Consider the following 14,733-nt stretch of genomic DNA (forward strand, 5'->3'; position numbering starts at 1 on the left):
GCGACGTCGCAGCCACCGGATGCACCGGATGCGGCGGACGTACCGGATCGAGGGGGCAGTTGATGGGCCGGACCGTGACAGGACTTCGCAGCACCGGCCGGGGCGTACTCGTCACCGGCGCCTCCCGCGGGATCGGCCGGGCGATCGCGGCCGCCTTCGCCCGGCAGGGCGACCGGGTCGCCGTCCACTGCTCCGCCCGGCGGGCGGACGCGGAGGAGACCCTCGCCTCCCTGGAGGGGGAGGGGCACGTACTGGTCGCCGCGGACCTCGGTGACCCGGCCCGCGTCGAGGCCCTGGCGGCCGAGGCGGAGGAGGCGCTCGGCGGTGTGGACGTCCTGGTCAACAACGCCGCCGTCATGGTCGCCCACCCGCTGCCGGACACCTCGTACGAGGGCTGGCAGGAGGCCTGGCGGCGAACCGCCGACGTGAACCTCTTCGGCTCCGCCAATCTGAGCTACTGCGTCGCAAGCCGCATGATCGAAGCGGGACGCGAGGGACGCATCGTCAACATCGGCTCGCGCGGTGCCTTCCGGGGCGAGCCCGACCACCCCGCCTACGGCGCGACCAAGGCCGCGGTCCACGCCCTGGGCCAGTCCCTCGCCGTGTCCCTCGCCCCGCACGGCATCGCCGTCGCCTCCGTCGCACCCGGTTTCGTCGCCACCGAGCGGGTCGCCGGCCGGCTGGAGGGGCCCGAGGGCGCCGGCATCCGGGCGCAGAGCCCCTTCGGCCGCGTCGCGGACCCGGACGAGATCGCCTCCGCCGTGCTCTACCTGGCCTCCCCCGAGGCGGTCTGGAGCTCGGGCACGGTCCTCGATGTCAACGGGGCCTCCTACCTGCGCACCTGAGAAGAGCGGACCCTCCGTGCCGCGGCACGGAGGGCCCCTTCCCCCGGCTCCCTCGTCAGGCCTTGCGGGCCCTCAGCTCGCGGATCCCCGCCACGGCGAGGACCAGCGCGGCCGCGCCCGAGGACCACAGCAGCTGGGGCCGCGCGGAATCGTCGAACAGCATCAGGACCAGCACCGCCGCCATCCCGAGCAGCGCCGCCCAGGTCGCGTACGGGAACAGCCACATCGGCAGGGTCAGCCGCTCGGGCATGTCCCGCTCGATCCGGCGGCGCAGCTTCAGCTGCGAGACGGCGATCAGCGCCCACACGAACAGCAGCACCGCGCCGACCGCGTTGAGCATGTACAGGAAGATCGTGTCCGGCCACAGCAGGTTGAGCACCACCGACACGAAGCCGAAGGCCACCGACGCGAACACCGCCCGGCGCGGCACCCCGCCGCCCGATACCTTCAGCAGCGCCTGCGGCGCCTCACGGCGCTCGGCCAGCGAGAACACCATGCGCGAGGACCCGTACAGGTTCGCGTTCAGCGCCGACAGCAGGGCCACGAACACCACGATGTTCATGATCTGGCCGGCCGCCGGGATGCCGATCGAGTCGAGCACCGCGACGTAGGGGCTCTCGCCCGGCTTCAGCGAGCCCCACGGCAGCAGGGTCACGATGACCACCATCGAGCCGACGTAGAAGAAGAGGATGCGCCACACCGCGCTGCGCACCGCCCGGGACACCGACCGCGCCGGGTCGTCCGACTCGGCGGCGGCGATGGTGACGACCTCCAGGCCGCCGAAGGCGAAGATGACGGCGAGCATGCCCGCGACCACTCCGCCGAAGCCCTCGGGGAAGAAGCCCCCCTGGCCCGTGAGGTTGGCCATGCCGACCGGTTCCGTGTCCGGGAGCAGACCGAAGACCGCGAGGGTGCCGAGGATCAGGAACAGCACGATCGCGCCGACCTTGAGCGCCGCGAACCAGAACTCGAACTCGCCGAAGTTCTTCACGGCGGCCAGGTTGCTCACGGTGAAGACCACCATGAAGAGCAGCACCCAGACCCACTGGTCGACCGAGGGCACCCAGCCGTTCGCGATCTTCGCCGCGCCGGTGGCCTCCACGGCCAGCACCACGACCAGCAGGAACCAGTACAGCCAGCCCGCCGAGAAGCCGGCCCAGCGCCCGAGCGCCCGCTCCGCGTAGACGGAGAACGAGCCCGAGGCGGGCATCGCGGCCGACATCTCGCCCAGCGCCCGCATCACCAGCATCGCGAGCACGCCCGCGAGCAGATAGGAGCAGATGATCGCGGGACCGGCGATGCCGATACCGGCGCCGGAGCCGACGAAGAGCCCGGCGCCGATGACGCCGCCGAGGCCCAGCATGGTCAGGTGGCGCTGCTTGAGGCTGTGGCTGAGGGGTTCCGCGGGCAGGTCGCCCGTGGAGGGAGGTGCTTCTTCCAGGCGCTCACGCATGAAGGGTGCTCGTACTCTCGTTCGGGCCCAGTGGCGGTGGGAGCCCCGCATCAGAATTGGCGGGATCCTACAGTCTCGCTGAGCGGCGGTCTTTCGTGCAAAACGGACGTGGTGTCCGATGTTCCTCGTGATGAGGATCACGCCGACTCGGGTGTGGGGCATCGGGTTTGTGCACTCCCCACCAAAGCGGGGAGTGCGGCTTTGTCCCGGGCGGCGGTGGGGCGGCGGGGGAGCGCGCACTAGCGTCGGTGATCGTCCTGCCACCCCCACCCCGTGGAGCCTCCCGATGAGCACTGCCTCCGTCTCCCTCCGGCCCGGCGCCGTCCTCGCCGATCTGCTGCCCGCGAGCCGCGTCCGCGACATCGCGCTCGTCGTCGGCGGCGCCGCGCTCACCGGGCTGGCCGCCCAGATCGCGGTTCCCGTTCCCGGCTCCCCGGTCCCCGTCACCGGCCAGACCTTCGCCGCGCTGCTCGTCGGTACCGCGTTCGGTGCCCGCCGCGGCTTCCTCTCGCTGGCGCTGTACGCCCTCGTCGGCATGGCCGGCGTGCCGTGGTTCGCGGGCGGGACCTCCGGCGCGGGCGGTGCTTCCTTCGGCTACGTGCTCGGCATGCTGCTCGCCGCCACCGTCGTCGGCGCCCTCGCGCGGCGCGGCGGCGACCGCTCGGTCCTGCGCACGGCCGGCCTGATGGTGCTGGGCTCGGCCGTGATCTACGCGGTGGGCGTGCCGTACCTGATGGCCGCCACCGGGATGTCCCTCGGTGCTGCCGTCGCGGCGGGCCTGGTCCCCTTCCTGTTCGGCGACGCCGTCAAGGCCGCGCTGGCCATGGGCGCCCTGCCGGCCGCCTGGAAGCTGGCCGGCCGCCGCGGCTGAGCGGCCCCCGATACGCACCGGAGCCCGGCCCGCCTTCCGAAGGCGGGCCGGGCTCCGGCGTACGTGCACGTGCGATCAGCCCTGCAGGGCCCGCTTGCGGCGGAAGTCCAGGACCACACCGACGAGCACGACCACGCCGGCGACCAGGGTGGACAGGGTGACGACCTCACGGTTGGCGTCGTCCACGAACATGTAGCCGATCACGAACATGATCAGAGCGGCGGTGGCCCAGGTCAGCCACGGGAACAGCCACATCTTCACGGTCAGCTTCTCCGGGGCCTCGCGGACCAGGATCCCGCGCATCCTCAGCTGGGTGAAGCAGATCACCAGCCAGACGAAGAGCGCGATGGCACCCGAGGAGTTGAGGAGGAAGTTGAAGACCGTGTCCTTGAAGGCGTAGTTGAAGTAGACGGCGACGAAGCCGAAGACCGTGGAGCCCAGGATCGCGGCGACCGGCACACCGTTCTTGTTGACCTTGGCGAACGCCTTGGGGGCGTCGCCGCGCTCACCGAGCGAGAAGGCCATGCGGGAGGCGGTGTAGAGGCCCGAGTTCAGGCAGGACAGCACGGCGGTCAGGACGATGACCTCCATGATCGTGCCGGCGTGCGCGATGCCGATCGAGTCCAGGGCGGCGACGTACGAGCCCTTCTCGGTGATCGACTTGTCGTTCCACGGGAGCAGGGTCAGCACGATGAAGATCGAGCCGAGGTAGAAGACGCCGATCCGCCAGATGACGGAGTTGGTGGCACGGGTGACCGCCTTGCGGGGGTCCTCCGACTCGCCGGCCGCCAGGGTGACGATCTCGCTGCCCATGAAGGAGAAGACGACCATCAGCACACCGGTGAGGACGGCGCCGTAGCCGTTGGGGAAGAACCCGCCGGCGTCGGTGAGGTGCGCGAAGCCCGCGCCCGGGTTGTCCGAGCCCGGCAGCACGCCGAAGACGGCCAGCATGCCGACGATCACGAACGCGCCGATGGCGACGACCTTGATGCCCGCGAACCAGAACTCGAACTCACCGTAGGAGGCGACCGAGCCGAGGTTGGTGGCGGTCAGCACCGCCATCACGATCAGGGCCCAGGCCCACTGCGGGACGGCCGGGATCCAGCTCTCCAGGATGGCGGCACCGGCGGTGGCCTCCACCGCGAGTACGACGACCCAGAAGAACCAGTAGAGCCAGCCGATGGAGAAGCCCGCCCAGCGGCCGAGCGCGCGGTCGGCGTAGGCCGAGAAGGAGCCCGAGTTCGGGCTGGCGGCGGCCATCTCGCCCAGCATGCGCATCACGAAGACCACCATCGCGCCGACCAGCGCGTAGGAGATCAGGATGGCGGGGCCGGCCTTGGCGATGCCGCCACCGGAACCGACGAAGAGGCCGGCGCCGATGACGCCGCCGATGGCGATCATGGACAGGTGGCGGTTCTTGAGACCGGCCTTCAGACCGTCGGAGGGCTGGCCGTCACCGGTGTTGCCGGTGGGGCCGCCTTCCTTCTGAAGGGTCGTCGTGGAGCTCATGGACGGATCCTTAGGTTCTCGGGTTGCGAGCCCCGGCATTCAAACCTGAGATGAACGCAGGACGGAAGACCTCAATCCGGATCGTTGCCTTGGTGTGAACGTCCAGGGCGCGGCCCCGCCCCGTCCCATCTGCGTTCTTTGGGTTTACTTGAGCTTTAGAAGTGACTTACGCGACACCCGCTGCGGGCTGTCGGGCCTCCTCGTGCCACACTCGTCCCATGCGCGTGTACCTCGGATCCGACCATGCCGGCTTTGAGCTCAAGAACCACCTGGTGGACTGGCTCAAGAACAACGGCCACGAGCCCGTCGACTGTGGGCCCCACATCTACGACGCGGTGGACGACTACCCGCCGTTCTGCCTGCGCGCCGCGGAGAAGACCGCCGCCGACGCCGACAGCCTCGGCATCGTGATCGGCGGCTCCGGCAACGGCGAGCAGATCGCCGCGAACAAGGTCAAGGGCGTCCGCGCCATCCTGGCCTGGAGCGTCCAGACCGCCCAGCTCGGCCGTGAGCACAACAACGCCAACGTCATCTCCGTCGGTGGCCGGATGCACACGCAGGACGAGGCCGTCAGCTTCATCGAGGCCTTCCTGGCGACCCCGTACTCCGACGAGGAGCGCCACACCCGCCGCATCGACATGCTCTCCGCGTACGAGACCACCGGCGAAATCCCCCCGATCCCGGCCCACCACCCGCAGGGCTGATCCCGCTTCCGGCCGTGCCGCCCCCTCCCGGGGGTGGTACGGCCGGTTTCTCTTTCCGAGGAGCTCCGCCGTGCCCGAGGGGCATACGATCCACCGCCTCGCCCAGGACCACGCCGAGCGGTTCGCGGGCCGGCCGGTCCGCGTCAGCAGCCCCCAGGGCCGCTTCGCGCAGAGCGCGGCCGTGCTCGACGGGCGGGAGCTGGACGGCGCCGAGGCGCACGGCAAGCACCTCTTCCTGGAACTCGGCGACGCCTGGATCCACATCCACCTCGGCCTGTTCGGCAAGCTCGGCTTCGGCCCCGCCCCCGCCCCGCCCGCCACGGACACGGTCCGGCTGCGCCTGCTGAACGAGGACCACTACGCCGACCTGCGCGGCCCCACCGCCTGCGCACTGATCGGCGAGGGCGAGAAGAAGGCGATACACGACCGGCTCGGCCCGGACCCGCTGCGCGCCGACGACGACCCCGACCGGGCCTGGGCCCGGATCTCCCGCTCCCGCACCACCGTCGCCGCCCTGCTCATGGACCAGAAGATCGTCGCGGGCGTCGGCAACGTCTACCGCGCCGAGGTCCTCTTCCGGCACGGCATCGACCCGTACCGCCTGGGCCGGGACCTCACCCGCGGCGAGTGGGACGCCATGTGGGCCGACCTGGCCGCCCTGATGCGTGAGGGCGTGCGCAACAACCGCATCGACACCGTCCGCGACGAGCACCTGCCCGAGGCCATGGGCCGGCCGCCGCGCGTCGACGACCACGGCGGCGAGGTGTACGTCTACCGGCGGGCGAACATGCCCTGCCACATCTGCGGCGGCGAGATCCGCACCGCCGGCCTCGCTGCCCGCAACCTCTTCTGGTGCCCCGGCTGCCAGTCCCGCTGACGCGGGCGCCCCTTCCGCCGCCCCCTTCCGCCGCCCCGTTCCGCCGCCCCGCTTCTAGAAGCCGTGCGGCAGCCAGGGCGCCACGTCCCCGGCGAAGGCGCGCGAGGCCTGTGTCAGCGCCCCCGGGCGCAGCTCGCGCACCAGTCCGGCCCCGGCCAGCGAGGTGAGGGTGATCCCGCCCAGGTACGCCGATCCCAGCTCCCGGACCGACAGCTCCAGGTCCGCCGGCTCCGCGGTCCGCGTACAGCGCGCGGCGCCCTCGGCGTCCACGACCAGCCGCCACCGCCCCTCGTTCCAGGGACAGAACGCGTCCCGGACCTCCAGGACCACGTCCGCCGGCGCCCCGTACGTCCGCGCCTCCAGCGCCGCCGCCAGGTCCACCAGCCGTACGTGCAGCGAGTCCCGCGTCCGCGGCCGCGACCGCCGGACGTCGCTGACCAGGTGCAGCACCGGATCGTCCACCGGCCGCCGCTGCGCCCGCACCGTCCAGGTCAGGTCGATCGAGAACAAGTAGCGCCACAGCGCCGCGCACGCCGCCGGGTCCAGTGCGTCGAGATCGCGCACCTCGACCTTGCCGTCCGAACCCGTCGGGTCCCAGTCGGGCTTGACCCGGTAGCGGGCGTACCCGACCACCTCTCCGTCCTCCCGCTCGGCGACCACGCACTTCAGCGGTGACCCGCCGCCGCGCATCGAATCCGGGTCCAGCAGCGGCAGCCGCTCCCAGCCGGGCTGCCGCGCCGGCATGCCCGGCCGGGTGGGGACCAGCGCCGCGTAGACCCGCTCGCAGTCGGCCAGCGCCCGCCGCGGGTCCACGAGGCGCAGCCGCACCCCGTCCGTGCCCGGCGGCACGGACAGCCGTACGCGGGTCGTGTCGATGTCCACCGCCAGGGCGTACGTCGCCGTGCCGTAGCCGAAGCGCCCGTAGATCGCCGGATCCGAGGCCGTCAGCACGGCGAGCGGTTCGTCACCCGCCCGGATGTCGTCGAGCTGGCGCCGCATCAACGAGGTGAGCACCCCGCGCCGGCGGTGAGTGGGGGAGACCCCCACCATCGTGACGCCGGCCGCCGGGACGGCCGCCCCGCCCGGCACGGAGAGCCGGAAGGTGTACGAACCGGCCGCTCCGACGCAGGTGTCGCCGTCCCAGACGCCCAGCGAGCGGTCGGCCTCCGTCAGCGACCTGTAGAGCTCCCGCTCCTCGGGGGATTCGGGCACACCCCCGAATGCCAGTTCCAGGTGGTCGTACCAGACATCCCACTCATCAGCCTTCAATGCGCGCATCTCCAGAGTCATGTGGCCATCCCTAGCAGGGCATTACGGCCCAGTCGACCTGTTTTCGGGCGCCTGCGGCCCCCCGGTCCGGGGGTACCCCTGCGCATCCACAGCCAGGATGGATAAGGTCCCGAAGCAATGGCCGGAGCACGCGTGGAATCCCTCATGGCCCGGATGCGCATGCTGTCGCACCGGGGCCGCACAGCCCTGCGCAAATCAGCCGTCGACTACTTCCGCGGCGACGCCTCCGACTGGCTCGCCTTCGGCGGCCTCCTGCTCACCATTCCCGCCATCGCCTGCGGCACGCTGATGCTGCCCGTCTGGTTCTCGCCGTCGGCGCTCGTCCTGCCGATCGTGGCCGGCGGCCTGCTGCTGCGCCCCGCCAGCCTCCTCGCCCTGTACGCCGCCTCCGCGGCCGCACTCATCGTCGAGGCCCTCGTACTCGGCCCCTACACCCAGGGCCCGGCCCGCGTCACCCCCGGCACCGTGCTGGTGGTCGCGGCCTGCGGGTTCTTCGGCCTGGTCATCGCCCAGTTCCGCAGCCGCGTCGGCGTGCCCTGGCGGCGCGGCGGCACCATGCTCTTCGACCTGCGCGAACGCATCCGCGTGCAGAGCAAACTGCCCGCCCTGCCGCGCGGCTGGCACCGCGAGATGGCCCTGCGCCCGGCCGGCGGCCAGTCCTTCTCCGGCGACTTCGTGGTCGCGGCCCGCACCAACGGCGGCCGGACCCTGGAGATCGTCCTGACCGACGTCTCCGGCAAGGGCATGGAGGCCGGCTCCCGGGCCCTGCTGCTCTCCGGCGCCTTCGGCGGCCTGCTCGGCGCGCTGCCCGCCCACGGCTTCCTGCCCGCCGCCAACGGCTACCTGCTCCGCCAGGACTGGGACGAGGGCTTCGCCACCTCCATCCACCTCGTCCTGGACCTGGAGACCGGCGACTACGAGCTCCTCTCGGCCGGCCACCTCCCCGCCCTGCAGCTCTCGGCGGGCACCGGCCGCTGGCAGGAGAAGTCCGGCGAGGGCCCGCTCCTCGGCGTCTACGACGGCGCCGAATTCACCCCCGCCCGCGGCAACCTGCGCCCCGGCGACGTCCTGATGCTCTTCACCGACGGCCTCGTCGAGACCTCCGACCGGGAGATCAGCGAGGGCATCGACCGCCTCACCGGCGAGGCCGACCGCTACGTCGCCGCCGGCTGGGACGGCGCGGCCTGGCACCTGATCGAGAAGGTCGCCAAGGACGTCAACGACGACCGCGCGCTGCTGCTCATCCGCCGCTCCGCCTGACCACGGGGTGGGGTTTGCCCCACCACCGGTCCGCCGGGCGGCGTCATGGCCGCCGGCCCGCCATGATCCGTAGCGTCGGAGCCACGATCAGGACGGCGAGAGGCGGCACACAATGAGGCTCCGACGGAGCGAGCGGCAGCACGGGCAGCACCGGCAGCACGGGCAGACCTCGCAGGACGGGTACGACACCACGGCCGCCGTCGAGCTGCGCGGCGTACGGCGGGCCTACGGACGCGGGGGCTCCACCGTGCACGCGCTGCGCGGGATCGACCTCAGCCTGCCGCGCGGCAGCTTCACCGCCGTCATGGGACCCTCCGGCTCCGGCAAGTCGACCTTCCTGCAGTGCGCCGCCGGACTCGACCTGCCCACCGAGGGATCCGTCCGGCTCGGCGGAACCGAGATCACCGCGATGAACGAGAACGAGCTCACCGAACTCCGCCGCAGCCGCCTCGGCTTCGTCTTCCAGGCCTTCAACCTGCTGCCGTCCCTCACCGTCGAGCAGAACGTACTGCTCCCGATGCGGCTCGCCGGCGGCCGCTCCGCGCACGAGGGCCGGCCCTACGCCGCCGAGCTGCTCGCCCGTGTCGGCCTGGAGGGCAAGGGCGGCCGCCGCCCGGCCGAGCTCTCCGGCGGCCAGCAGCAGCGCGTGGCCATCGCCCGGGCCCTCGTCACCCGGCCCGACGTGGTCTTCGCCGACGAACCCACCGGCGCGCTCGACACCACCACCGCGGCGGAGGTCCTCGGGCTGCTCCGGGACGCCGTCGACTCCCTGCGCGCCACCGTCGTCATGGTCACCCACGACCCGGCCGCCGCCGCCCACGCCGACCAGGTGCTCTTCCTCGCCGACGGCCTGATCGCGGACCGGCTGCCGCGCAGCTCCGCGGCGGCCGTCGCGGCCCGGATGACCGCACTCACCGCCCCGGCCCGGGCGTACACGGGAGCAGCCGCCTGATCAACCGATCCGCTGATCCGCGACGGTCGCCGGGTCGCAGGGTCACCGCTTCCAGGGGCCGACCCCCAGCTGCCCGGTGTTCCCGAGGTCAACGGGCCGGGTCAGGCGCAGGCCCAGCCGCGGCGCGCCCGGCTTCGGCGTCACCTCCAGCGCCCAGCCCTCCACCGGCGGCACGGTCACGTCGGTGATCCGGTCGCGCCACAGCAGCGCCATCGACGCGGTCTGCCCCGGCGCCAGCGTCACCCGCTCCGGTGGGGCGTCCACGGCCGGCACCTCGGAGGTGATGGGTGCCGAGCCGTGCCCGATCGCCACCTCCAGCAGCTGGTCCTGCTTGTCGAGCAGCCGCACCTGCGGATAGCCCTCCAGCACGTACTCGTCCGTACCGCAGTTGACCAGCCGGTAGCCCTCCAGCCGCAGCCCCATCACGGCGTCCCCGGACCCCTCGACGAGCCGGACCCCGCCCTCGGGGCACGGCTCCGGGGCCGGTTCGGGCGCTCCCGGACTCGCGGGCGCAGCCGCAGTGGGAGTCGGAGTCGGGCTCGGCGGAGTCGGGCTCCGGCTCGGGGTCTTCCTCGGCGCCCCGGTCGGCGCCGTCGGCCCCGGCGCGGCCTTCGGCGCCGGCGGCGTCTCACACCCCGCAGCCCCGGCCAGCACCCCCGCCGCCACCGCGCCCCCGACGACGCCCCGCACCCACCGCTTCGCGATCATCCGTCGAGCCTACGACGGCCGGCCGCGGGGCCGGGGCGGGGCCGGGGCGGGGCCGGGGCGGGCCACTCGGCCCGGATTGGCCCGCCCCCTCGGCCCCCGCCGCGCCTAACGTGCCCCCATGGACCGCACGCTCGCCGCCGACCTGGCCCGGCTCCCCGAACTCCTCGACGCCACCCGCGGCGCCGCCGCCGACGCGCTCGCCACCCTGGACGCGCGTCCCGTCGTACCGCCCGCCGGAAGGCCGCACGACCCCGAGCCCCTCCCGGAGCACGCCACCGGCACGGACGCCGCGCTCGCCGCCTTCCGCGACCGCTGGGAGCCCCGGTTGTCGGCCTCTGCGGGACCGCGCTACCTCGGCTTCGTCACGGGAGGCGCCACCCCCGCCGCCCTCGCCGGGGACTGGCTCACCGCCGTCCACGACCAGAACTCCAACTCCGTCCTCGACGGCGGTGGCCAGGACCTCGAACGCGAGACCGTCGGCTGGCTCCGCGACCTCTTCGGCCTGACCGCCGCCCACTCCGGCACCTTCGTCTCCGGCGCCACCATGTCCAACACCACCGGCCTCGCCATCGCCCGCGAATGGCTCGGCGAACGCCTCGGCGTCTCCCCGGCCGAGGACGGCGCGGCGGCCCTCGGCCCGGTCCGCGTGCTCTCCAGCGCCCCGCACTCCTCGATCGCCAAGGCCCTCTCGGTCCTGGGCCTCGGCCGCAACTCCCTGGTCCGGGTGCCCACTCTGCCCGGCCGCGAGGCCGTCGACCCCGCCGCCCTGGAGCGGGCACTGGTCGACACGCCCGGACCGGCCGTGGTCGTCGCCAACGCGGGCACCGTCAACACCGTCGACTTCGACGACCTCCGGGCGATCGAAGCCCTGCGCGAGCGCCACGACTTCTGGCTCCACACCGACGCCGCGTTCGGAGCCTTCGCCGCCCTCTCCCCGGAGCACGCGCACCTCGCCGACGGCCTCGACGCCTCCGACTCCGTCTGCGTCGACCTGCACAAATGGCTCAACGTCCCCTACGACAGCGCCGTCCAGTTCACCCGCCGGCGCGACCTGCAGGCCCGCGTCTTCCAGAACTCCGCCGCCTACCTCGGCCCCCTCGGCGACCACCCCGACCTCGTCCACCTCACCCCCGAGAACTCCCACCGGCTGCGCGCCCTCGCCGCCTGGTTCACGCTCCGCGCGTACGGCCGCCAGGGCCACCGGGAGATCGTCGAACGCGACATCGCCTGCGCCCGCGCGCTGGGCGCCGCCCTGGAGGAGGACCCCGCCTTCACCCTCCTCGCCCCGGTCCGCCTGAACGTCGTCTGCTTCACCCTCGCCGACGCCCCCGCCCCGGAGCGCCTCGCCGCCCTGCGGGAGGCGGTGGCCGCCGAGGTGTTCGTCACTCCCACCGTCTACGAGGGAACCGCCGCCCTGCGCGCCGCGTTCTCCAACTGGCGTACCACGCAGGCGGACGTACGCCGGGCAGCGGAGGCCCTCGGCGCGGCAGCAAGGGAGATCGCATGACGAACAGCCCCCTGACTCTGATCGAGGTCGAGTCCCTGGCGCGCAGCGCGCACGAGGGCCAGACCGACAAGGCCGGCCGGCCGTACGCCGAACACCTCGCGGCCGTGGCCGAGGGCGTGCGGCTGCGCGGCGGCAGCGCCGAACAGCAGGCGGCGGCCTGGCTCCACGACGCCATCGAGGACGAGGCCCTCAGCCTCACCTGGCTGGATTCGGCGGCCCTCCCGCAGACGGTGAAGGACATGGTCCTCGCGGTCACCAAACGCCCGGACGAACCGGTCGAGCAGTACGCGGCCCGCATCCTGGCCACCCCGGGCGCCCTGCTGATCAAGGAAGCCGACCTCGCGCACAACGCGGACCCCGTACGCCTCTCCGTGCTGGACGGTCCCACGCGCGAGAGGCTGTCCGCAAAGTATGCGAATATCCGTTCCCTCCTCGGCCTCGCCACCCCGTGACTCGTGCCCCGCGCCCGAAATATTCCTGTCGCACGTGTGGTTGGCGGAAACGGAACCACGGCTATTCGTCACGGGGCGTATAGCCGGGGCCCGTTGGTGGGAGGATGGTCCATGTGGGGGTGTGCCAGGCCGTGCGCCCCGGGCCGACCAGGGGACGACCGAAGGTGTGATCAGTAGTGGCCATTTCGCTGTCAGTGGTGGTTCTGTTGGCGGTCATCCTGGTGGTGCTGATCCGTGGCAACCACATCAAGACGGGCCCCGCCATCGTCGCGGCGCTCTTCGGTTTCTTCCTCGCGTCCAGCTCGATCGCGGACGACGTGAACCGCTTCCTGAACTCCCTCGCGACGATGATCGCGAACATCAAACTCTGACCTTCTCCGGGCGCGCCGAAGCGCGTGCTGCCGCGCGCAGTGGCCTGATCGGGCCCCGGGAATGACGAAGGGCCAGGTCGAGGAAACATCCTCTGACCTGGCCCTTTCGCCTTCAGAGCGGGTGACGGGAATCGAACCCGCGTAGCTAGTTTGGAAGATCGCGTACGCGCACCCACCCCGACCAGCTGACTCGCTGACCTGCACGTTCCCGGCCTTCTCGCTGCTGTTCCCCGCCGCTCCCCGTCCCTCGCTGCCCGACCGGGCACGCGGAAGACACGCGATGGCCGTCAGCGGCCGTGACGCCGCCGCCCGTTCGGGGGATGTGTCAGTTTTTCCGCGAGTCTTCGTTCATTGCTTGCACTAGGTCGTTGCCATCGTTGTCGGCGAAGGCCTTGGGGTCATTGGTATTGGCGAGGTTGTTGAGCTTCTTGCGCAAGGGATCGTGTGCGACGATTTGCGCCTTTCGTACGGCATTAAGCAAGACAGCGCGAGCCTGACCCTGATCGCCCTCCTCGGCGCGCGAGTAGGCGATCAGCGCCTCCCAGACTGCCCCGTACAGCTGGCGCCTGGCATTCTGAAACTCGGCATTGCGCTGGCTAGCCGACTCGAAGACAGGTCCACCAGCAGACTCTCGGGCCTGTTGCACCGCCGCGTCGGCTGTCGCCTTCGACTGCCTCATACCCAGCACCGCCACGGACATTGAGCCTACGATTCCGATGAACGCCACCACGAGCGTCGTAACGTTGTCGTTCATGAGTCCCTCAGCTCCTGGCGCTGCGGCATCGATCAGTTCACGGAGAGCGTGGCATTCGCAGCTCTGCCGTGCACCCTGGGCGAGCCGTACGGGCGGCGGAACAGCCTTGGTCGGTGACCTGGCCGGGCTGGGTCGAGCATGACCAGGGGCCGTACGAGGCTCTCGCACGACTAGAGCACGGAAGATCGCGTACGTGGATCCACCCTGACCGGTCGCGAACCTACCGGTTCCCGCACTCTCATCCGTGCTCCCCGCCCGCGGCCTTTCGGCTGGGTACGTGGGGCCGCGCTTGGCCCCGCTGACTCAGCGCCATGATCCGGGGTTCCTCACATGGCGTCACGCTAGTGTGCGGCGACCGAGCGACCCTCTGCCTTGGTCGGGGTCTGGGGCGTTGGGTCCCGCTCGCCACGCCGCGCAGCCGGGCTAGCGACTGATCGGGACCTCGTACACGATCTCGCATAGCGAGGTGGGGATGACGATGTCCGCCGTCTCCACGGGCCGTCCTTGGTCGCTGTAGTACGTCCGCCGGATGTGGGTGACCAGAGAGGCCTTCTGGATCCCGAGGAGCGACGCCTCCTCGGCGCTGGCCTGCCGAGGCTCCGGCTGCTCCACAGCATGGCTGACGGTGATCCCGACCTCGGCCATCCGGTTCACGACGCCAACGCCGGCGTGCGGTCCACCTTCCGGCAGGACGACGAGCGTGCCCGCGGTGAGCTCGTACGGCTCCCAACTCGTAGACAGCTGCACCGGCCGCCCATCGGCGAGGAACTCATAAACCGTACGCACACACGGGTCGCCCTCGGCGACTCCGAGCCGCGCCGCGATCTCGGCCGGAGCGGGCACCTTCGCTTCCGTCCGGCTCTCCCAGTTGCCCTGCTTGCCCAGGGCCTGCATGTCCGCCCGGAACGGAGAACCACCGGGCTGCTCACGAGCCGAGGACCGAACGACCCGCACACGCCGACGAGGCTCGGCGACGTACGTGCCCGACCCCGCGCGACCCTCCAGTACTCCCTGGGAGATCAGAAGCTCCTGCGCCCGGCGAACCACGTTCTCGCCGACGCCACACTCCTCGGCGATCTGGGTGCGAGAGGGGAGCCGATCGCCGGCCGTCCACACATGCTCCGCGATCCGCTGCCGCAGGACGTCGGCGATGCGGAGATAAGGCGGCTGCTCAGGCATG

15 protein-coding genes are annotated in these 14,733 nt (G+C 71.9%); 9 read left to right on the forward strand and 6 right to left on the reverse strand.

What is annotated here, in order from left to right; all coding sequences use genetic code 11:
• Window positions 1–62 precede the first annotated feature (62 nt).
• Complete coding sequence (locus ACZ4YL_RS04800) at window positions 63–845, forward strand: SDR family NAD(P)-dependent oxidoreductase (protein WP_468113748.1); 783 nt, start codon at window positions 63–65, stop codon at window positions 843–845.
• Window positions 846–900: 55 nt separating this feature from the next.
• Here ACZ4YL_RS04800 and ACZ4YL_RS04805 read toward each other — a convergent pair whose 3' ends face one another.
• A complete protein-coding gene (locus ACZ4YL_RS04805; RefSeq protein WP_468113750.1) occupies window positions 901–2,298 on the reverse strand; it encodes an amino acid permease in 1,398 nt (465 codons plus the stop codon).
• A 286-nt stretch (window positions 2,299–2,584) separates the two neighbouring features.
• On the opposite strand from ACZ4YL_RS04805, the gene ACZ4YL_RS04810 reads away from it, so the two are divergent.
• Entirely contained in the window at window positions 2,585–3,169 is a 585-nt protein-coding gene (locus ACZ4YL_RS04810; RefSeq protein ID WP_468113752.1) for a biotin transporter BioY, read from the forward strand.
• A gap of 75 nt (window positions 3,170–3,244) precedes the next feature.
• Here the strand turns inward: ACZ4YL_RS04810 and ACZ4YL_RS04815 are convergent, their stop codons facing one another.
• Window positions 3,245–4,678: an amino acid permease gene (locus tag ACZ4YL_RS04815; protein WP_468113754.1), complete on the reverse strand. Its 1,434-nt coding sequence runs from the start codon at window positions 4,676–4,678 to the stop codon at window positions 3,245–3,247.
• A gap of 218 nt (window positions 4,679–4,896) precedes the next feature.
• On the opposite strand from ACZ4YL_RS04815, the gene ACZ4YL_RS04820 reads away from it, so the two are divergent.
• On the forward strand, window positions 4,897–5,382 hold the full coding sequence (locus ACZ4YL_RS04820; RefSeq protein WP_468113756.1) for a ribose-5-phosphate isomerase: 486 nt from the start codon (window positions 4,897–4,899) through the stop codon (window positions 5,380–5,382).
• A 70-nt stretch (window positions 5,383–5,452) separates the two neighbouring features.
• Window positions 5,453–6,259, forward strand: coding sequence for an Fpg/Nei family DNA glycosylase (locus ACZ4YL_RS04825; RefSeq protein ID WP_468113758.1), 807 nt, complete (start codon window positions 5,453–5,455; stop codon window positions 6,257–6,259).
• A 54-nt stretch (window positions 6,260–6,313) separates the two neighbouring features.
• Here ACZ4YL_RS04825 and ACZ4YL_RS04830 read toward each other — a convergent pair whose 3' ends face one another.
• Window positions 6,314–7,549 carry a GNAT family N-acetyltransferase gene (locus tag ACZ4YL_RS04830; RefSeq protein WP_468113760.1) on the reverse strand — a complete coding sequence of 412 codons (1,236 nt, stop codon included), beginning with the start codon at window positions 7,547–7,549 and terminating at the stop codon, window positions 6,314–6,316.
• Between the two features lie 117 nt (window positions 7,550–7,666).
• Between ACZ4YL_RS04830 and ACZ4YL_RS04835 the strand changes: the two genes are divergently transcribed.
• Window positions 7,667–8,809, forward strand: a complete 1,143-nt coding sequence (locus ACZ4YL_RS04835; protein ID WP_390799416.1) for a PP2C family protein-serine/threonine phosphatase — start codon at window positions 7,667–7,669, stop codon at window positions 8,807–8,809.
• Window positions 8,810–8,921: 112 nt separating this feature from the next.
• Window positions 8,922–9,761 (forward strand): ABC transporter ATP-binding protein, encoded by an 840-nt coding sequence (locus ACZ4YL_RS04840; RefSeq protein ID WP_468113762.1) that lies wholly within the window; start codon window positions 8,922–8,924, stop codon window positions 9,759–9,761.
• A gap of 42 nt (window positions 9,762–9,803) precedes the next feature.
• Here ACZ4YL_RS04840 and ACZ4YL_RS04845 read toward each other — a convergent pair whose 3' ends face one another.
• Entirely contained in the window at window positions 9,804–10,469 is a 666-nt protein-coding gene (locus tag ACZ4YL_RS04845) for a DUF4232 domain-containing protein (protein WP_468113764.1), read from the reverse strand.
• Between the two features lie 118 nt (window positions 10,470–10,587).
• Between ACZ4YL_RS04845 and ACZ4YL_RS04850 the strand changes: the two genes are divergently transcribed.
• The 3 genes from ACZ4YL_RS04850 (at window position 10,588) to ACZ4YL_RS04860 (ending at window position 12,799) form a co-directional block, all read left to right on the forward strand.
• Window positions 10,588–11,976 (forward strand): pyridoxal phosphate-dependent decarboxylase family protein, encoded by a 1,389-nt coding sequence (locus ACZ4YL_RS04850; protein WP_468113766.1) that lies wholly within the window; start codon window positions 10,588–10,590, stop codon window positions 11,974–11,976.
• Window positions 11,973–12,428, forward strand: coding sequence for an HD domain-containing protein (locus tag ACZ4YL_RS04855; protein WP_468113768.1), 456 nt, complete (start codon window positions 11,973–11,975; stop codon window positions 12,426–12,428). The genes ACZ4YL_RS04850 and ACZ4YL_RS04855 overlap by 4 nt, the downstream gene beginning before the upstream one ends.
• A gap of 176 nt (window positions 12,429–12,604) precedes the next feature.
• Window positions 12,605–12,799 (forward strand): membrane protein, encoded by a 195-nt coding sequence (locus ACZ4YL_RS04860; protein ID WP_030008564.1) that lies wholly within the window; start codon window positions 12,605–12,607, stop codon window positions 12,797–12,799.
• Between the two features lie 325 nt (window positions 12,800–13,124).
• Here ACZ4YL_RS04860 and ACZ4YL_RS04865 read toward each other — a convergent pair whose 3' ends face one another.
• Both ACZ4YL_RS04865 and ACZ4YL_RS04870 read right to left on the reverse strand, forming a co-directional pair.
• The gene (locus ACZ4YL_RS04865) at window positions 13,125–13,553 is read right to left on the reverse strand and encodes a hypothetical protein (protein ID WP_468113770.1); all 429 of its coding nucleotides are present in this window, start codon (window positions 13,551–13,553) and stop codon (window positions 13,125–13,127) included.
• A gap of 423 nt (window positions 13,554–13,976) precedes the next feature.
• Window positions 13,977–14,732, reverse strand: a complete 756-nt coding sequence (locus ACZ4YL_RS04870; protein WP_468113772.1) for a GntR family transcriptional regulator — start codon at window positions 14,730–14,732, stop codon at window positions 13,977–13,979.
• Window position 14,733 lies beyond the last annotated feature (1 nt).

The organism is Streptomyces sp. NPDC030021 (genome assembly GCF_055574035.1).